Annotated in this window: 14 protein-coding genes and 1 other RNA gene; 6 read left to right on the plus strand and 9 right to left on the minus strand. The window is 62.2% G+C overall.

What is annotated here, in order from left to right; genetic code table 11:
- Positions 1–69: 69 nt before the first annotated feature.
- Complete coding sequence (locus CHB90_RS10970) at positions 70–1701, plus strand: tryptophan halogenase family protein (protein WP_089277912.1); 1632 nt, start codon at positions 70–72, stop codon at positions 1699–1701.
- Positions 1702–1732: 31 nt separating this feature from the next.
- Here the strand turns inward: CHB90_RS10970 and ssrA are convergent.
- From ssrA to CHB90_RS10990, 4 genes are all read right to left on the minus strand, one after another.
- Positions 1733–2082, minus strand: a transfer-messenger RNA (tmRNA) gene (ssrA, locus tag CHB90_RS10975).
- Between the two features lie 18 nt (positions 2083–2100).
- Positions 2101–2991 carry a fatty acid desaturase gene (locus CHB90_RS10980; RefSeq protein ID WP_089277913.1) on the minus strand — a complete coding sequence of 297 codons (891 nt, stop codon included), beginning with the start codon at positions 2989–2991 and terminating at the stop codon, positions 2101–2103.
- Between the two features lie 5 nt (positions 2992–2996).
- The gene (locus CHB90_RS10985) at positions 2997–5624 is read right to left on the minus strand and encodes an AAA family ATPase (RefSeq protein WP_089277914.1); all 2628 of its coding nucleotides are present in this window, start codon (positions 5622–5624) and stop codon (positions 2997–2999) included.
- Entirely contained in the window at positions 5621–6754 is a 1134-nt protein-coding gene (locus CHB90_RS10990; protein ID WP_089277915.1) for a metallophosphoesterase family protein, read from the minus strand. The genes CHB90_RS10985 and CHB90_RS10990 overlap by 4 nt, the downstream gene beginning before the upstream one ends.
- A 391-nt stretch (positions 6755–7145) precedes the next feature.
- Between CHB90_RS10990 and CHB90_RS10995 the strand changes: the two genes are divergently transcribed.
- Positions 7146–7742, plus strand: coding sequence for an NAD(P)H-dependent oxidoreductase (locus CHB90_RS10995; protein WP_089277916.1), 597 nt, complete (start codon positions 7146–7148; stop codon positions 7740–7742).
- Between the two features lie 67 nt (positions 7743–7809).
- Here CHB90_RS10995 and CHB90_RS11000 read toward each other — a convergent pair whose 3' ends face one another.
- The 5 genes from CHB90_RS11000 to CHB90_RS11020 form a co-directional block, all read right to left on the minus strand.
- Entirely contained in the window at positions 7810–8646 is an 837-nt protein-coding gene (locus tag CHB90_RS11000; RefSeq protein WP_089277917.1) for an amidohydrolase family protein, read from the minus strand.
- A gap of 12 nt (positions 8647–8658) precedes the next feature.
- Entirely contained in the window at positions 8659–9738 is a 1080-nt protein-coding gene (locus CHB90_RS11005; protein WP_089277918.1) for a Gfo/Idh/MocA family protein, read from the minus strand.
- A 127-nt stretch (positions 9739–9865) separates the two neighbouring features.
- Positions 9866–10858: a sugar-binding protein gene (locus CHB90_RS11010; protein ID WP_089277919.1), complete on the minus strand. Its 993-nt coding sequence runs from the start codon at positions 10856–10858 to the stop codon at positions 9866–9868.
- Positions 10859–10893: 35 nt separating this feature from the next.
- Positions 10894–11952 (minus strand): ABC transporter permease, encoded by a 1059-nt coding sequence (locus CHB90_RS11015; protein ID WP_089277920.1) that lies wholly within the window; start codon positions 11950–11952, stop codon positions 10894–10896.
- On the minus strand, positions 11949–12689 hold the full coding sequence (locus CHB90_RS11020) for an ATP-binding cassette domain-containing protein (RefSeq protein WP_089277921.1): 741 nt from the start codon (positions 12687–12689) through the stop codon (positions 11949–11951). Before CHB90_RS11020 ends, CHB90_RS11015 begins: the two co-directional genes overlap by 4 nt.
- Positions 12690–12987: 298 nt before the next feature.
- Between CHB90_RS11020 and CHB90_RS11025 the strand changes: the two genes are divergently transcribed.
- The 4 genes from CHB90_RS11025 to CHB90_RS11035 form a co-directional block, all read left to right on the plus strand.
- On the plus strand, positions 12988–14010 hold the full coding sequence (locus CHB90_RS11025; protein WP_089277922.1) for a LacI family DNA-binding transcriptional regulator: 1023 nt from the start codon (positions 12988–12990) through the stop codon (positions 14008–14010).
- 246 nt (positions 14011–14256) lie between these two features.
- The gene (locus CHB90_RS26965) at positions 14257–15540 is read left to right on the plus strand and encodes a hypothetical protein (RefSeq protein WP_245823222.1); all 1284 of its coding nucleotides are present in this window, start codon (positions 14257–14259) and stop codon (positions 15538–15540) included.
- 608 nt (positions 15541–16148) lie between these two features.
- Positions 16149–17369, plus strand: a complete 1221-nt coding sequence (locus tag CHB90_RS26970; protein WP_281256099.1) for a DUF4214 domain-containing protein — start codon at positions 16149–16151, stop codon at positions 17367–17369.
- A 97-nt stretch (positions 17370–17466) separates the two neighbouring features.
- Positions 17467–17703 (plus strand): transposase (locus tag CHB90_RS11035; RefSeq protein WP_141135852.1); only part of this gene is annotated, 237 nt, incomplete at its 3' end.

Consider the following 17703-nt stretch of genomic DNA (forward strand, 5'->3'; position numbering starts at 1 on the left):
GCCCGCTTGCGGCATTGCTTTGTGCCGCAACCGGGGTAGGCTGACGCAAGGGAACAGTGGGGGCAGGGCATGACAGCACCGATCCGGAAAATCACCATCGTTGGTGGCGGCACCGCTGGCTGGCTTGCGGCCTCGCTGCTCAATAGCCTGTTGCGCGAAAAGCGTCCGCCAGAGGACGCGATCCAGATCACGCTGATTGAATCTCCCGATATCCCGACCGTGGGCGTGGGTGAGGCGACGGTGCCCAACATGCCGCGCACGCTGGCCGATTGCGGCATCTCCGAGGCGGAGTTTTTTCGCTGTTGCAATGCCTCTTTCAAGCTGGGCGTGCTGTTCGATCACTGGAACGTGGATGCGGATGGCCAGCCGATCTCTTACGTCAATCCGTTTGACGCACCGCCGCCTTTGAACGGTGCGCCGTTGGCGGCCTACTACCTGAAGTACGGCGCCGGAGACCTTGATTTTGTTCACCTCTTTTCGCCCTGCCTGGACCTGCGCGATGGCCTGCGCGGGCCGCGGCCATTCCGCGCCGGGGAGTTTGCCCAAGGGGCTGGATTTGCCTATCATCTGGATGCGGGCAAGTTCTCGGCCCTGTTGCGCGACACTTGCATCGCGCGCGGCGTGGTCCATGTCTTTGACAACCTTCAGGACGTGGAACTGGATGAGACGGGCAAGGTCGCGGCGCTGCATCTGGAAAAAGGCGGGCGGCACGACGTCGAACTGGTGCTGGATTGCACCGGCTTTCGCGGGTTGATCATCAACAAGGCGCTTGGCAGCGAATTCATCAGCTATTCCAAGTATCTGGCCAATGATCGTGCCATGGCGGTTCAGGTGCCGCACCTAAGTGATGACATTGAACCGATGACCAGGTCGACTGCGATGGGGGCTGGTTGGACCTGGCGTGTGCCGTTGTTCAACCGCGTCGGCACCGGCTATGTGTTTTCCAGCGCGCATCGCACAGATGAACAGGCGCGCGATGAGCTGATGGCCTGGGTCGGTTCGGCGGGTGAGGGGCTGGAGCCGCGGGTGATTCCGATGCGGATTGGCCGAAACCGCGAAAACTGGGTCAAGAACTGCGTCGCGGTGGGGCTGTCGGGTGGGTTCATCGAGCCGCTGGAATCGACTGCAATCCACATGATCGACATGGCTGTGCGGGCGTTGATTACCTATTTCCCCGACACCAGCTATGCTGCCCCGCTGCGCCACCGCTACAACCGCCAGATGGAGCGGCTGTATGACGAGGTGCGTGATTTTATCTGCCTGCACTATGCACTGGGGAACCGGACCGACAGCCCGTATTGGATCGACGCGCGCGAAGAGCTAGAGGTATCGGACGCCCTGGCGGAAAACCTGGCGCTGTGGCGGCACGCTTTGCCACAGCCCGGTGATCTGGATTCGGCCGTGTTGTTCTCGGCGCAGGTGTATCAGGCGGTTCTTCTGGGCAAGCGGGTCTATGAGATGGGCTACAAGGCCGATAATTTCGCCGCAGGCTACGCGCTGGATGAGGATCGCTGGTGGGAGTTTGTCGCACAACGCCGCGCGCGTTATGCGGAATTCGCCGACCGTGCGGCCAATCACCGGCACCTTTTGCGTGAGATTCGGGGAGAGCTGATGGGGCGTGAACGCCGTGCCGTGGAACGCGGTGAGGCTGTCAATGTGCCGCGCGCAGCACCTGACCTGGCCGAAAGCAGCATGCTTTGAAGCACGTTCAGAGGACTGGATTGTGGGGATAAGTGCAGGCTTCTGTTGCCAGGTGCCTGCGAACCCCGCCTTACGCTGCTAGGCGCAAGGGCTTAGATTTCGGTATTTCTAACAGCTTACGCTGCGAGAGCCACCGGAGCACGATTGTTGTTGGCAATTGTACTTTGTGAACCGATAACGGTGGTATCTCACCGAAGCAAAGCCACATCTTTACGCGTTCGTCGATCCTGTTTCGTCCCCAAGATCCCCCAACAAGGGATATATGGTGGAGACGCCGGGTACCGCCCCCGGGTCCGATCCGTTTATTACATGCGCATTTATGCCCATAGTCCCCGAGGGGACAGGATGAATATAGGGCCGCCTTGCGTCGTTGCAAAGGGGTATTCGACCGATTTCCCGTCAGCGCAGGTTTGACACATAGGTTGCGGTGAACCGGCCATAGCCGTTTTCGGTGATCGCCAGATGCGGCGCCATATGGGCGTGCAGTGCGGGCAGTTGGTGAAAGGGCACCGCCGGAAAGCTGTGGTGTTCGGCGTGGTATGGCATGTTCCAGGCGAGCCAGCGGATCAGCCGGTTGGTAAAGGTGGTGCGGGTGTTTTCCAGCATGTTGGTGACAAAGGCACAGCGCCCATGTTCCGCCAGCAGGTATAGCCGCAGAAACGGTTGACCCAGCAGGAGCGGGATCAGCCACACCCACAGCAGCGCGGCGCTGCCCGCGATCAGGGACCCCAGCAAGGCAACGGCATATAGGGTGAGCAACCGTCGCGCCTCACGGGTGACGTCGGCGCGGCGGGCTTTGGGCACATAGTCGTCGTCGCAGCGACCAGCGGCGTTGCGGAACAGGGTGCGAAAGTGGCTGATCCAGATCGGCAAGCCAGAGACGTGGACCAGCCATGCGCGTATGGTTTCCGGCTTGGGCTCGGCCAGTTCGGGGTCTTTTCCGGGGATCTGCGTGTGGCGGTGATGGGCAAGGTGAAACCACCGAAACCAGATCGGCGGCAGGAACAACAGCGCTCCGCTCAACACTCCCGCTGCACGGTTGAGCCGGTGCGTTCGGAACGGCGTGTCATGCACGGTCTCATGCAGCAGCGTAAAAAGGAAAACCATCAGGATGCCCTGTGGCAGCATGAATAGGGGCCAGAACGGGACGCGGAGCAGGATCAACGCCCCGACCAGCAGGATTGCGCCAAGGTGGGTGGCCAGATGTTTCAGCCCCGGAGCGTCGTGACGCGCCGTCAGTGCGCTGCGGGTGTCGGCGGGCAGTTGGGCAAGGACGGCTTTGTGATCCATCAGAATTACATGTCCAGCAGGCTGTCGCTGGTCAGGAACAGTGGCCGGATGCTCAATTGTTGCCCGCCAAGGTCGCGAAAGGCGCGTTGGCGGCAGGTCAGCACAATGATCTGAACGTCGGCAGCCTGCCGGTGCAGGGCGTCAAACATCCGCTCGATCCGGTCGTCGTCGGTATAGACCAGCGCATCGTCAAGGATCACAGGGGCCGCGCGCCCGTCCTGCGCCAGAAGCCGGGCAAAGGCGAGACGGACCAGCAAAGCCAGTTGCTCTTGCGTGCCGCCGGAAAGAATGTCGACGGTTTCCTCGCGCCCATCGCGGATCAGGTGGCGCGGCAGCAGATCGGTGTCGTCCCACTCGAGCTGCGCTTCTGGCCAGAGGAGTTGAAGAAGAGGTCGCAAGGCATTGGCAACAGGCGTGAAATAGCGATCCCTTGCGGCGATTCTGGCGGCCTCCAATGCGGCGGCAAGGCGTTGAAGCACAGCAACCTCGCGGGACATGCGGGTCAGGTCCGCTTCGGCGGCCTTCAGATCCTGCGCCAGATCCTCCAACCGTTCCTCGACCGCGCCATCGGCGTTGCGGCGCACGCGTTCGTCCAACCGGGCAAGATCCACCGTCAGGCGCGCGATGTTGTCTTCGGCGGCACGTTCCGCCGATTGCGCGCGGGTCAGGGCGGCCCGGGTGCTTTCGAGGTCAGGCGCCTCGGCCTTGGCGCTTGCGCAGACGGTTTGTGCGTCGGTCAGCGCGGCCTCTGCCTGTGCCAGTTCGGCGGCAAGCTCCGCGTCCGAAATGGGTTCTATCCGCGACAGGGCAGCGTTTGCGCGGGTCAGGCGGTCTTCGGCGGCCTGCGCGGCGGCCTGCGCGCGGGCGGCCTCAGTCCGGGCGAGGTCAAGCCGGTCGCGCGCGGTTTCCAGCGCGGTTTCCGCCTCGATCCTGGAGGATTCCGCCGCATCGCGGGCAAGTTTCGCCTCAACAAGGGGCAGCAGATTGGGGGTGTCCTCCGCCGGTGGCACCGGCAACGCGGCAAGCGCGTCATGCAGGGCATCCAGACCCTTGGGCGCGTGCGCCTTCAGCGCGGCTGTGGCCTCGGCCAGCGCGCGTTCTGCCCGGGCGCGGGTATCGGCCTGTGTGCGGGCGCTGGCAATGTCGCCCACGCCCAAACTGCGCAATGCGCCGTCCAGTGCGTCTTGCGCGGCATCGACGCTGCCGTCGTCGCCCTTGCCGCCGGGGGTAAAGCGCAATTGCCCAACGCCCTCGATTCGCAGGTCCGTCGCAGAGATCAGGGGCAGAGATGTCGAGCCGGGCAGGGCCGTGCCGTCGCGGTGAATGCTGCCTTCGCGGCCCGGTTCATACGCTATTTCCAGCCTTGCAGCGCTGGCTGCCCGCAGGGCGCGCGCCTGTTCGACTGCTGCCGCCTTTCGTTCCAGTGCTTTGAGATGTTCGGCTGTGGGGCCTGTCGTGGCGGCGGCGCGGGCCGTGTCAGCCGTGTCGCGCAGGACTTCTGCCTTGGTCAGACGGTCCGTCAGGTCCGCCCGTTGGCGGCTGGTTTCTTTCGCGCGCTCTGCGTTTTGCGCGGACTGAAGATCGCGCTCTGCCGCAGCCAATGTGGCGCGGGCGGTGGTCAGGGTGTCGCGAGCGGTCTGGGCGTTGGCCTGTGCCTCTGCCTGTGTCTGGTCTGCCGATCCACGCCGCTTGCGCGCTGCCAGCGCCTGTTGGGTGGCCTCTGCAGTTTCGGCGCGCGCCTCGGCCTGCGCGGTCTTGCGGGTCAGCAAACTGTTCAGTTGCAGTTGCGCCGTGTCCACCGCGCGGGTGAGCGTGTCAATCCGGGCTGCGTGCCGTTCGGCGGCGGCAAACGCCGCCGTTGCCTCGGCCAGGCGCGACTTGCGGCGCACTGTTGCGTCCGGGTCTGTCAGGTCGACCAGATCGGCGCGGGCGCGTTTGCGGGCGGACAGGTCGTCCTGCAAGGCGGCGACCGTCTGGGCCATGTCTTCATGCTGGGTGCGCAACGCCTCGACCCGGTCCTGCGCCGTCTTCCACGGCCCCCCGGTGCGCGGGCGCCCGGTGGCGGTGGCGTAGTTTTCCAGTTCCGCCCGACAGCGTTTCAGCGCGGCATCCATGCGCTGGCCCCCGGTCATGGCCTCGACCTCGCCGGTGACAGAGGACAACAGGTCGCGTCGCGCGTCGCGCTGCAGGTCCTGATCCTTTCGGGTGCCTTCGGACAGGACGGTCAGACCCTGACGCACCCACAAAAGGCCTGATGGCCCCCCCGCATCGGCGGCAGACAGGCGTGAGATCCAGGCCTCGGCCTCATCGGCCTGTGCGATCAGGCGACCGTCGCGGAGAACAGTTGCCCGGGGTTTGGAAATCCAGCGCTTGGCCACGGTAAAGACGCCTTCGTCGGTTTCGACCTCGACCAAAACCTCTGGAGCGCCTCCGGCGTGCGGTCTCAGGGCGGTGATTTCACGCGGTTTGCCGCTGTGGGGATAGCGGAACAAGGCCTGCAACCCGTCGAACAGCGTGGACTTGCCCTGTTCGTTGGGCGCGGCGAGAACGTTCAATCCCTCTGACAAGCCAGTGATTTCGACAGGCGACGTAAAGCGGCGGAGGTTGTGGACAGCGATGCGGCGCAGCTTCATGAGGCGGGGTCCGTCACATAGGCATAGAGCCGGGCAAGCGCCTCTGCGGCGACCCCGCGGTCATCGGCAGAGCGGGTCGTGTCCTCGGCCTCGTCTTTGAGATCCTCGGCAGCCTGACGCAGCGCGCCCGCGTGATCGATAGCGTCCAGATCGACGGTGTCGAGCAGCGCGCCCAGGCGTTCCGTGATCAGGTCGAAATGGGCGAATTCGGGGGCAGCGGCAAAGGCGGCGCGCTCCAGTTCGGCCCGTTGCGCAAGGCTGGCCCAGCCGGTCGCCTGCACGCGCAATAGCACGTCACGTCTGCCACGGGCGGGCAAGAGGGCACTTAGCGCCTCGGGCGTGTTCAGTCCGGCCTGTATGGACAGTTCCTGTTCGGTCCACAGGAAATGGCCGATTTCGACCTCGTCCACGCGGGGCAGGGCACCGGGCGCGTCAATGCTTACCACAAGGCAAACGCCGCGCCGCCCGTGTTTGAACCGGTCCTGTTCCGGTGTGCCGGGGTAATGGGTGCGCGGTCCGATGGCTAACCGCCCGTGCCAGTCGCCAAGTCCAAGGTAATCCAGCCGCGCGGTGTCGGCCCGGTCGGGCGGGATATGTGCGCCAGTGTCCTCGAAATCGGTCACGCCGCCATGGGCGAGACCGATCCGTAGCGCCCCTTCGGGCGAGGGCATCGCGCCCAGCACATCGGTCAGGTCACGTCCCGGCGCGCGGTGCGTGACAGGAACGGGGAGCAGGCAGGCGCTGTCGTCCAGCATGACCGGTGTGGCGGTGGTCAGCGCGTGGACATTGGGCGGGGCCTCTGCCGTCAGCCGATCCCACAGCGGTTCGGCGTTGCGCAGGTTGTCGTGGTTGCCGGGCAACAGCCACCACTTGATCCCGCCGTCCTCTGCCATCGCGGTCAGCGCCTGCTTGAGCACCTGGGCCGAGGGCGTGGCGGTGTCAAACGTGTCGCCCGCAAGCAGGACATGCGCGGCCCCGTGGGCGCGCGCGGTCTCTGCCAGACGAAGGATGGCACCATGCCGCGCCTCCATCAACCGGCCGCGGATGTTGCCATCTTGCGGTTCGGGGATATTGGCAAAACGACGGCCAAGGTGCAGGTCCGAGGAGTGGATGAATGTGATCGGGGCCATACGGTACAATCTCTTTCGCGTCAGTCTTTCAGGGCGACAAGGGGAGTGCAATGGCTGCCTTTTGTCGAGGCGATTTTCACGTTCGTTCAGCTGGGGACAGATACGCTAGGACACGATCAGACGTGGTAAATGGGGCTTGTGCAGGCGGACGCCGAGACCGCTCAGACTGGCGCACAGGGACGTGGCGGGCACGGCGACTGCCGGGCTGCGAAAGGTCAAGAACCGGGCTTATGGTCATGAGGGGCACAGGGGATGATCCTGTCTGGCGACCTGACCAGAAGTGTCCTATCCCCCAAATACGGGCCGAGGTCGGCAGCCCGGAAGACAGGCGCTATATGCGTCATGCACGCCGGGGTATTTGGATATAGTCGGAACCAGGGGCTGGACTGAAATGCGCGCACTGGTGGTTTTTTGCCATCCATCCTCAAACAGCTTCACCGCCGCCGTGCGCGGGGTTGTGATGGCGCGCTTGGCGACCAGGGGGGCTGAGGTCCGCGAGCATGATCTTTATGCGCGTGGCTTCGATCCGGTGCTGTCGGCTTCGGCGTTGGCGGGCTATCTGGACGAGGCCACCAACCGGAGCGGCGTGGCGCAAGAGGTCGACGATCTGATCTGGTGCGATACGCTGATTTTCATCTATCCAACCTGGTGGTACGGGCTGCCCGCGCTGTTGAAAGGTTGGCTGGACCGGGTCTTGTTGCCCGGTGTGGCGTTCAAGGTGCCGCGCGATCCGGAAAAACCGATCCGCCCGGGCTTGACGGGGATCACGCGGCTGGGGGTCTTTACGACCTGTGGTGCCGGGTGGTGGCTGACGCGCTGGGTCGGCGCGCCGGGGCGGCGAACCCTGTTACGCGGCCTGCGCGTGCTCTGTGCGCCGCGCTGCCGGACGGGTTTTGCCACCCTGTACAAGATCGAAAGCTCATCCGCCGATAGACGGGCGCGGCATCTGGCCCGGACGGGCCGGACCTTGGACCGTCTGCTGCGATGAGAGGTCAATTGCAGGGTTAGCATCCGGTGAAGCAACCTCGCCCGGAGTTGGCAAAACAGCGGCGCAATCAGATCCGATAAAACGCCGCAGCCGTTTCGCCAAATATCTGCTTTCGGGCATTTTCGGTCTGATCCGCTGTCAACCGATCCGCCATGTCAAACCAATCACCATAGTCGCAGCGCAACCGCGCCACGGGCCAGTCCGATCCCCACATCACCCGTGCCGGGCCAAAGGCCGCGATCACATGATCGGTGTAGCGCTTGAGCAGCGCCTCATCGGGCATGTCATCCGCCTCGGTCACGATGCCGGAGAGTTTGCAGCAGGCCTCAGTCCCCTTAGCCAATGCCGTCATCCCTTCGGCCCAGTCGGCAAGATGCGCCTCCGAGTGCGTACGCAGCTGCGGTTTCAGGCAATGGTCCAGTACCGCGCGCAGCTCCGGGTAGCGCTGCAGGAGCGTCAGAAAGTTCGCCTGATGGCGCGGAAAGCCCAGACAATCAAACGTCAGATCCAGATCGACCAGCGCCTGATAGGCCCATTGCACCGACGGCTTCAGCATCCAGTCAACATCCGCAATGTCCTGGATCATCGGACGCACGCCCACGAACTTTGGATGCCGGGCAAGCCGTTCCAGTGTGGTGATCTGGTTGGGATCCTCGAAATCGATCCAGCCCACAACCGCCGCGACATACGGCGTGCTGTCCGCGATACCCAACAGGTATTCGGTTTCGCCGACCGTCGGCGCGGCCTGCACCAGCACGGTTTTCGTGATGCCAGTGTCTTGTAGCGTCGATGTCAGGTCTGTCGGACCGTAGGGGCGGCTCAGGATCGGGTTGTCGGCTGGCATCCAGCCATAATCGCCGCGCGCGGGATGCCAAAAATGGTGATGGGCGTCAATTCGGGTCATATTGTGCTCCGTTCAGAATACCAGCCGGCGCTCGGTGCGCGGGACGTCGCGCAGCGTCTCCGGGCCGGGATGGCCCGGACGTGGGGGCAAGGATATTTTTTGTGACTGGCCGGTCTGCATCGCGGCTTCTATCGCGCGCAGGATGGCGACATCGGCCAAGCCTTCCGCGCCGTCATTCTCGGGCTGGGTGCCGCGCTGGATACACTCCGAAAAATAGGCAGTCTGCGCACCGAAATGGTCGCAGTCGGGCGCGGTAAAGGCAGACTGCTCGACCCCGTCTGCACGTTGCTGCAGCGCGACATGCGTCTCAAACCGATAAGCCGGTTCCACATGCAGCGACCCCTTTGTGCCCAGCACGGTATAGCTGTCCTGCGCATCGGTGCCGAAACTGGCCACAAACTGCGCCAGCCTCCCGCGTGAAAAGCGCAAGGTGACAGCAACGCTTTCCTCGACTTCGGAAAACCGCAGGGCGTTGTCGCCGTTTGATCCCATTGCGCAGACCTCGATCGGTTCATCGCCAAAGACATGCCGCGCCGCATTTAGGCAATAGACGCCGATATCCTGCAAGGGTCCGCCCCAATGCTCGGCGCGCAGACGATGGTTTCCGGCGTCGCTCTGAAACCCGAAGACAGAGCTGAACAGCCTCGGATCACCGATCTCGCCGCGCCGGATGCGGTCCAGAACCTCGACGGTGCCGGGTTCGTGGTGCAGTCGGTAGGCGGTCATCAAAAGAGCGCCCGAGGCATCGGACGCAGCAATCATCGCCTCACATTCGGCCACTGTGGGCGCAAGCGGCTTTTCCACCAGCGCATGTTTGCCCGCCCGCAACGCGCGAATGGCGTAGTCGGCATGCAAAGAATTGGGCAGCGCGATATAGACCGCGTCGATCCGGTCCGAGGCCAGCAGATCGTCATAGCCGTCATATCCAACCACCTCCGCGCCGCCATGAAAATCGGCCAGTTCCCGTGCCGCCGGGCCATTGCCACTGACCATGGCGGTGATCCGCGAGTTTCCCGTCTGCGCCACCGCAGGCATAAAGGCGATCTGTGAAATCCAGCCCGCGCCGACGACGGCATATCTGACCTTGTCCATCTGCCCTCACTTCTTTGTTTCTTCTGTCTAAAAATATCCCGGGGGGACGCCCGAAGGGCGGCGGGGGCAGCGCCCCCATGGCAACGGCGGCGCCGGGGCGCCGCCGTCATGTCTTAGGCGGTGTCGATCACTTTACGCAGGTGTCGACATTGTCGTTGTTGCAGATGTCGAGTCCAGTGTAGATCGGATCCTCGACGTCCTTTCCTTCGACGATATCCTTGAGGATATACATGGCCTTGTAGCCCATTTCATAGGGGCGTTGGCCCACTAGGCCGTTGCCCAGACCGTCCTTGGTCTGTGCCAGCTGCATCGGCAGCGTGTCGGCCACCACGATGGTCAGTTCACCGGCGTCCATCTTGCCTTTGTAGGGCTCGGCGGCATTGCGATAAGCGTTGTCAAACCACTGGGTAAACGCGCCGGTGGACAGGAACGCCGTCAGGTCCGGGTTGGCGGCCAAGATGTCGGTCATGCCCTGAACGGCGACGTTGCCATCGTCGTTGGTGATCAGCGGACAGCCCGAAATCTCGGTCCAGCCTTTGTCGCCGTCCAGCATCCGACCCGGAGGATCGCCAAGGTCCATGGCGGCCAGTGTTTCACGCGCGCCCAGCAGGCGTTCGTTGTGGTTGGCTGCCGCTGCACCACCGGTTTGCAGGCAGATGGTGCCGCCATCGGGGTGACGCGCCAAAACCAGTTCAGCCAGATGCACACCGATGTTGTAGTTGTTGGTGCCCACATAGGTGGTCCGCAGGGCCAGATCCTCGGGCAGCAGGTCCGAGTCCCAGGTCATGACCGGGATGCCTGCGTCCATCGCGCCCTTCAGCACCTTGGCCATGGCGGGCGCGTTCGAGGGCGCAACCGCGATCCCGTCAACGCCTTTGGTGATCAAGTCCTGAACGATCTGGATCTGCTCCAGTTCGGTGTGTTCGCCGGGGCCGATGTATTCGCAGGTCACGTCGGCCAGCTCTTCCTGGGCGGCGTGACAGCCGTCGCGCGCCAGATCGAAGAACGGGTTGTTCATCGCCTTGGGCACCAGCGCAAAAGTGTATCCGCCATGGCTTTCGGCAAAGGCCGGTGCGGCCAGTGCGCCCAGCAGCGCGGTTGCGGTCAGTAGTTTCTTCATGAATTTTCCTCCCGTTGTCATGAAGTTGGGGGCCATTATTTGCCCCCGCGATTGCGGAGTTGTTCCAGCAAGACAGCTAGAATAAGGAACAGTCCGACAAAGAATTGCTGCCATAGCGCCGGGATTCCGGCCAATAGCAGCGAGTTCCGGATCAGCTCGACCAGCGCGGCGCCGATGGGCGCGCCCAACGCGTAGACCACACCGCCCATCAGGTTGGCGCCGCCGATCACGCTGGCCGCAATGACGTTGAGCTCATAGGTCGCGCCCATGCCATTGGTGGCAGAGCCGGTGTAACCGATGAACATAAAGGCCGCGACGCCGGTACACATGGAACAGACCATGTAGACAGAGACGATCACCCGTTCGACCGGGATGCCCGACAGCTTGGCCGCGTGGGCATTGCCGCCAATGGCAATGACCCAACGGCCCCATTGCGAATAGCGCCAGACCCAAAGGAAAAACAGCGTCATGGCGGTCAGCACCCAGACGACGTTGGGCACGCCCAGCAGACTGCCTCCACCGATCTGTTCGAACAGATCCTGATCGGGGCCGAATTCATAGACCATCTTGTTGTTCGAAATGACCATGGCGATGGACCGCGACATCGCGAGCATCCCCAACGTCACCACAAAAGGCGCCAGCCGTACATAGGCGATCAGAACGCCATTGATGAAGCCCACCACGGCGGCGGTGAACATACAGGCGAGAAAGCCGACCTCGACCCCCCAACCGGCCTGCAGCACCAGCGCAAGATTGATGGCGCAAAGTCCCATCAAAGATCCGACAGACAGGTCTATGCCCGCAGTGCAGATCACCGCCGACATGCCCAGTGCCATGATGCCGAAAAAGGCCATGTTGCGGGTGATGTTGAACATATTGCGTTCGGTCAGAAAGGCATCGGAAACAAAGGTCATCACCACGCCGATGGCGAAAATCGCCACAAAGACCCAGAACGGCTGGGTCCGCAGGATGGCACCGATGCCCGACACTTCTTGCCGCAGCGTGATGCTTTCGTCGATGGCTGCGTGGTCGATCGAGGGCGTCTGCACGGTCTTGTCGTGGGCGTCTTGCGGGGTTTGGGTATTGTCGGTCATGCTGCCTGGATCGCTCCGATGATGAGGCCGGTCACTTCTTCCGGGCTGGTATCGTTGATCTTCTTGTCGGCGACCTTGGTTCCGCGCCGCAGCACGGCGACCCGGTCGCAGACCTCAAAGACGTCGGGCATCCGGTGGCTGACAAGAATCACGGCGTGGCCCTGATCCTTCAGCCGCTTGATCAGGTTCAGCACCTCGGCCACCTGCCGCACGGAAATGGCGGCGGTGGGTTCGTCCATCAGCACCAGTTTGGGTTCGGACAGGCGGGTGCGGGCGATGGCCACCGCCTGCCGCTGACCGCCGGACATCTGTTTGACCAGATCGCGGGGCCGGGTTTCCGATTTCAGCTCTCCGAACAATTCGCCAGCGCGGGTGTTCATGGCCTGATGGTCCAGCTTGCGGAACGGCCAGATGCCTCTTTTCAGCTCACGCCCGAGAAAGACATTGGCACCCGCCGTCAGGTTGTCGCACAGGGCCAGATCCTGATAGACGATCTCGATGCCGTTTTCGCGCGCGTCGATGGGTTTGGTGAAATGGACGCGTTTGTTTTCGATGCGGATTTCGCCGGTTGTCGGGGGGAAATTGCCGGCGATGATTTTCATCAGTGTCGACTTGCCCGCGCCGTTGTCACCCATCAGACCGACGGCTTCTCCCGGCTCCAGTTTCAGGTCGACCCCGTTCAGCGCGTGGATTGCACCGAAACTCTTGGTCACTTGCCTGAGTTCCATCAAGCTCATGTGCGCCTCCCTTTCATCTCTTTGACGTCGGGCATGCCAAGGGACGCGACCAGTCAGGCAAATACATGCCCAGACACGGAAATTTCCGCCTCGTGGAACATGCGCCCGTTGCGGCACCCCCCGTATGTCAATGTGACAGGGCCACCTTTTGCGGCAGCCTCCTCCCTTATTGTGGGCCAGAGTATGCCCAGTTACCGCTAAACCTCAAAGCCTCTAATCCGGGAAAAAATGATGTGTTTAGCATCAAAAACGGTAAGGTGGCGCGTGAATCCGTCGTCAAAGGGGGGGGCGAGGGTCCATGACCACGCCAGATCGCAAAACGGCCTGGAAAGGCCCGACAATCCAGCAGGTGGCCTTGGTATCCGGTGTTGGCCCCGCAACGGTGGATCGGGTGTTGAACAACCGCCCCGGTGTGCGCGAACAGACCCGCCAGCGGGTGCGCACGGCCTTTGAGAAACTGCGGCAGGAAACCTCTGTGACCAAACCGCTGCGTATCGCCCTGCACTGCGAATCCGGTGACGGCTTTAACGGAGAGGTCAGATCGGCCATCGCGGCGCTGCACCGCAGTGAGCCGGGGGTCGTCGTGAGCGGTGCCTTTACCGTGACCAATGCGTTGGACGCCAATGTCTTTGCCGCATGTTTGCTGGAAGAGGGCAAGCGGTCAGATGGCAGCGTGGTCGTCGCGCGAGAGCATCCCGCGATCAACAGTGCAATCCGGCAATTGCGGCGGGTCGGCAAGCCGGTTGTCTGCCTGACCAGCGATCTGCCCAGCTCGCGCCGCAACACCTATGTTGGCAATGACCAGCACGCGGCAGGCAGCGTGGCCGCGCAGGTGATCGGTCGATCCTTGCCAAAGACGACCTTGCCCATCCTGCTGGTGATGAGCGCGGCGTTTCGCAGCCAGAAGGATCGTGAAATGGGCTTTCGCCGCGTATTGCGCGCCAGCTTTCCCCATCTGCGGATCGATGAGCCGCTGATTTCGGATGACAGCCCCGAAACCACCCGCCGACATCTGGCGGACTACTTTGCGGCAAATGGTGTGCCCCCCGCGATCTACAACGTGGCCGGGGCCAACCGGGGGGTGGCGCAGGCTTTGGTGGAAACCGGCCGTTCGGACGACACGATCCTTGTGGGTCATGAACTGACGCCAGTGTCACGCGGGCTTTTGCAGGCCGGTACAATAGATTTCATCGTGGCGCATGATCTGAAAGGTGAGCTGACACAGGCGGTCCGCTGGATCGGTGCCTTTCTTGAAGGTGTGACCAGTGAACCGGACCCGACCCAGATCCTGTTGCACACTCGGTACAACTGCGGCGTTTAGAACGCTGACGTCGTTGGTCGAAAAGTCCTGACGCAGTTATGGGACGTCGTGCGCACGCGGTCGCGTCACCGGACCTGGGCCAATTGTCTCGATCTAAACGATACATTGTATAATCTCGATGTATTGACGCAAATCAATGCGGCGGGCACCAGTTCATTAAATATTAGGAAACTGAGATGTATCGCGCGCGTCGAGCGATTCGTGCCTGCATCGTCCAACAGTTCTGACCTATGAGGGACCACCACTATGGCCGACCAGCCGACCATTACGACACCGACCTTCACGTCATCGCATGTCTTTAGCACCGATGACGTCACCGGCACCTATGACGGCCTGACCCAAGGCGATATTCCCGCCGGAGATGCCCCAATCGTCGATTTCACAGCGGTCCCGACCATCACCAAAGAAGGCGTGATGCTGTACCCGGTGGACAGTGAGTTCGGGTTCTATGTAACCGACTTCCTGGGCGCAGAGGATAAAATCCGCGACTACGACTATGGCGAAGGTTTTGTCGGTGATCTGACCGGCTCTGCTGGTGAACAACTGGGTCTCGTAGTCTCCGACGCGCCGACCGACACCTTCAAGACCCCTGCGGTTTTGGGCACTTGGCTGTCGGGTCTGGGTGGCAACACGGTCAAGGCCTCGACCGAACATTACGCCGTCATGCAACAGGTCCTTTCGGATCAGGCTTATCCCGACGACCCGTCGGCGGTTTACGCGCTGGACGACGATCTGATCCTGCTGAGCCAGAACCCCCTCTGGGACGGGCAGCATGTGGCCGATCTGCTGGCTAATCCAATCGTCTATGGCGTGACTGACAAGAACGATGATGGTGTTCTGAACATCGAGGATCTTCTGAACCCCAATGAATCGACCATCTCCTACGACATCGCCTACAGCAGCGATTATTCGGTGACGATGAAGGATGACGGCAAGCTGCTGTATCGCTGGGGCAACCTGATCAAGCGGCCCAACGACATCCGGCTTGAGGCGACGCTGGACCTGCCGGACGAGTGGAATGAGGTCGATTCAGGCACTGGCCTGTTGCCGCTTTACAAGGTGACGAGCGCCGAATTGGTGACCAACCACACGATCACCAACAATCCCAACGACCAGATCCGCCCCGAAGATTTTGAAAACGAGGCCGCCATCGGGACGCTGCCGACCTATTCGATTGTCACCGACTACAATCTTGACGGCAACGGCCCGCGTGAGGTCTGGGTGACCACCGACGACTATTATGCCGGTGACGGCACGATGTATCCGGCGGGTATGCCGGTGACGGCACGATGTATCCGGCGGGCACCATCCTCAAGGATGAAAACCTGGCCCAGGCAGCCGCAGGCTCCATGCTGGCGGCAATCGGCGGCGTCGACGAAGGGATGCTCGAAGGGTTTACAAACGCCTGGTACACCACCATGGACCGCGAGCCGTTCGAGGCGTCTTTTGATGTGGACGGCGAATACATCTCTGGCCCGCGCTGGCGTTTGCAGCCTGACAAATACGGTCAGGACCTGCCCAGCGTCGTGATCCCGATTGATCCCAGCGATCCGCTGCCAATCACCAGCGACGAGGTAAAGTACGAAGTCGGTGAGGATACCGCGACCGTGATCAACTTGCTGGACTGGGGATTCCCCGTCTCACCGCTGTCGATCAGTGCAGGCTGGGCCAACAACAGTGGCCTGGTGTCAGAAAACGGTCTGAACATGACCGACGACTTCGACGTTGCGTTTTACGTCAAGGGCGACATCAAGCCGGCGACGCTCTACGATACGACGCTGCTGATGGAATACGAAGAGATCCAGATCTTTGATGAGGCCGTTGCCATCAACGGCACCGCCGAAGACGACCATCTGGTCGGGCAGGGCGGCAACACCTTTACCGGCGGCGAGGGCGATGATCTGTTTGTCCTGTCCTACGGCAAATCCGAAGGCGATGCCTTTGCCACCAGCACCATCACGGACTTCACCCATGGCGAAGACGTCATCGGCCTGATTGATCTGGGTGTGGACGACACCAACGTGGACACCAAGGTCACGCAGGTCGTTGTCGGCGGCAACCTCGAAATCTCCATCGACGGCAGCCGCATCGCCATCCTGCAGGGCGTCACCGAGGAACTGGATCTCGAAGACGTCCTGATGATCAACCGCACGCCCAGTGTGCCGGTCGATGGCACCTCTGGCGACGATCTGCTGATCGGGACCGCAGGTGACAATCTGATGGATGGCATGGAAGGCAATGACACGATCCTCGGTGAGGGTGGTCAGGACTCGCTGTTGGGTGGCACGGGTGACGACGTCTTGCTGGCAGAGCCGGTGAACGAGGTCTTTGATACGGCTGCCGATCAGGTGTTCCGCATGTACCAGACCGCCTTTGACCGGATGCCCGACCGCGCCGGTCACCTGTCATGGACCAATGGCATTGCCTCTGGTGCGTTGGAGGTCGTCCAGATGGCGGGTGTCTTCCTCAATACGCCCGAAGGTATTGCCACCTACGGCGCGCTCGACAACACGGCGTTTGTTACAGAGATGTACGACAACGCGTTTGATCGGGCACCCGATCCGGGTGGCCTTGTCCACTGGGTGGCCCAACTTGACGGCGGCACGATGACCCGCGCCGAAGTCATGGTGGCCTTCTCGGAAAGCGCCGAGTTTGTGGCCAACACCAGCCCGGTGTCGCTGGAATACTCGCAGGCAGGCTATCAGCAGGACTTCATCGACGAGGCTTATCGTGTCTTTGTCGGCATCACCGGCGAAGAACCCGGCGCAGCCCAACTGGAGGCGATCACTCTGGATTTGGCGCAGGGCGAAACCTTGCTGAGCGTTGCAACCGATCTGTTCAGCTCCGATGCGGCAACGGCGCTGTACGGTGGCACCACCAATGAGCAGTTCGTGACGCTGGTCTACCAGACGCTGCTGGAGCGGGGGGCCGATCCGACCGCTCTGTCCTTCTGGCCGGCGCAACTGGATGCCGGGACGATGACCCGTCCTCAGGTCATCGCCATCCTTGCGATTGGGGCCGGCGCGACCAATGCTCAGGCCGACGATCTGGTCGATCAAATGTGGGCGCTGGGTCAGGACGATCTGCTGGTTGGGGGCGCGGATGACGATGTTATGTTTGGCGGCATCCTGTCCGACACCTTCCAGTTCGACACCGCCGCACCGGGATCGGATCAGGTGGTTGGCATCGAGGCATGGGATGTGCTGGAGTTCACCGGCTTTGGCTACGGCACCGCCGGAGACGCCATTGCGAACATGAGCCAGGTCGGAAATGACGTGGTGTTTATCGATCAGGGGGTCGAGATCACCCATCTGAACACCACCCTGGCCGAGATCACCGAAGACATGATCCTCGTCTGATCTGCCAGGAACGTATCCGTCCGTTGTGACCGCTCTGACGGTGAGCCTCTGCTGTCGATAATGTCCATGATCGATAATGGACATCTTGAGGCACTCCATGACGGGCATGAAGGGACAGAAGAAGCGGTTCTGGTCTGACGAGGAGAAACGCTCGATCTGCCGGCAAACATGCGCGCCCGGTGTGTCGGTGGCGCAGGTTGCGCGCCGGTATGCGATGAACTCGAACCTGATCTTCACCTGGCTGCGGGATCCGCGTTTCGCGCCGGCCGAAGCCGAAGCGTCCAGTGGTGCCAAGGATGACACTCTCTTCCTGCCGGTCGAGATCACCGGCTTG

It is taken from the genome of Antarctobacter heliothermus (genome assembly GCF_900188425.1).
Lineage (GTDB): Bacteria > Pseudomonadota > Alphaproteobacteria > Rhodobacterales > Rhodobacteraceae > Antarctobacter > Antarctobacter heliothermus.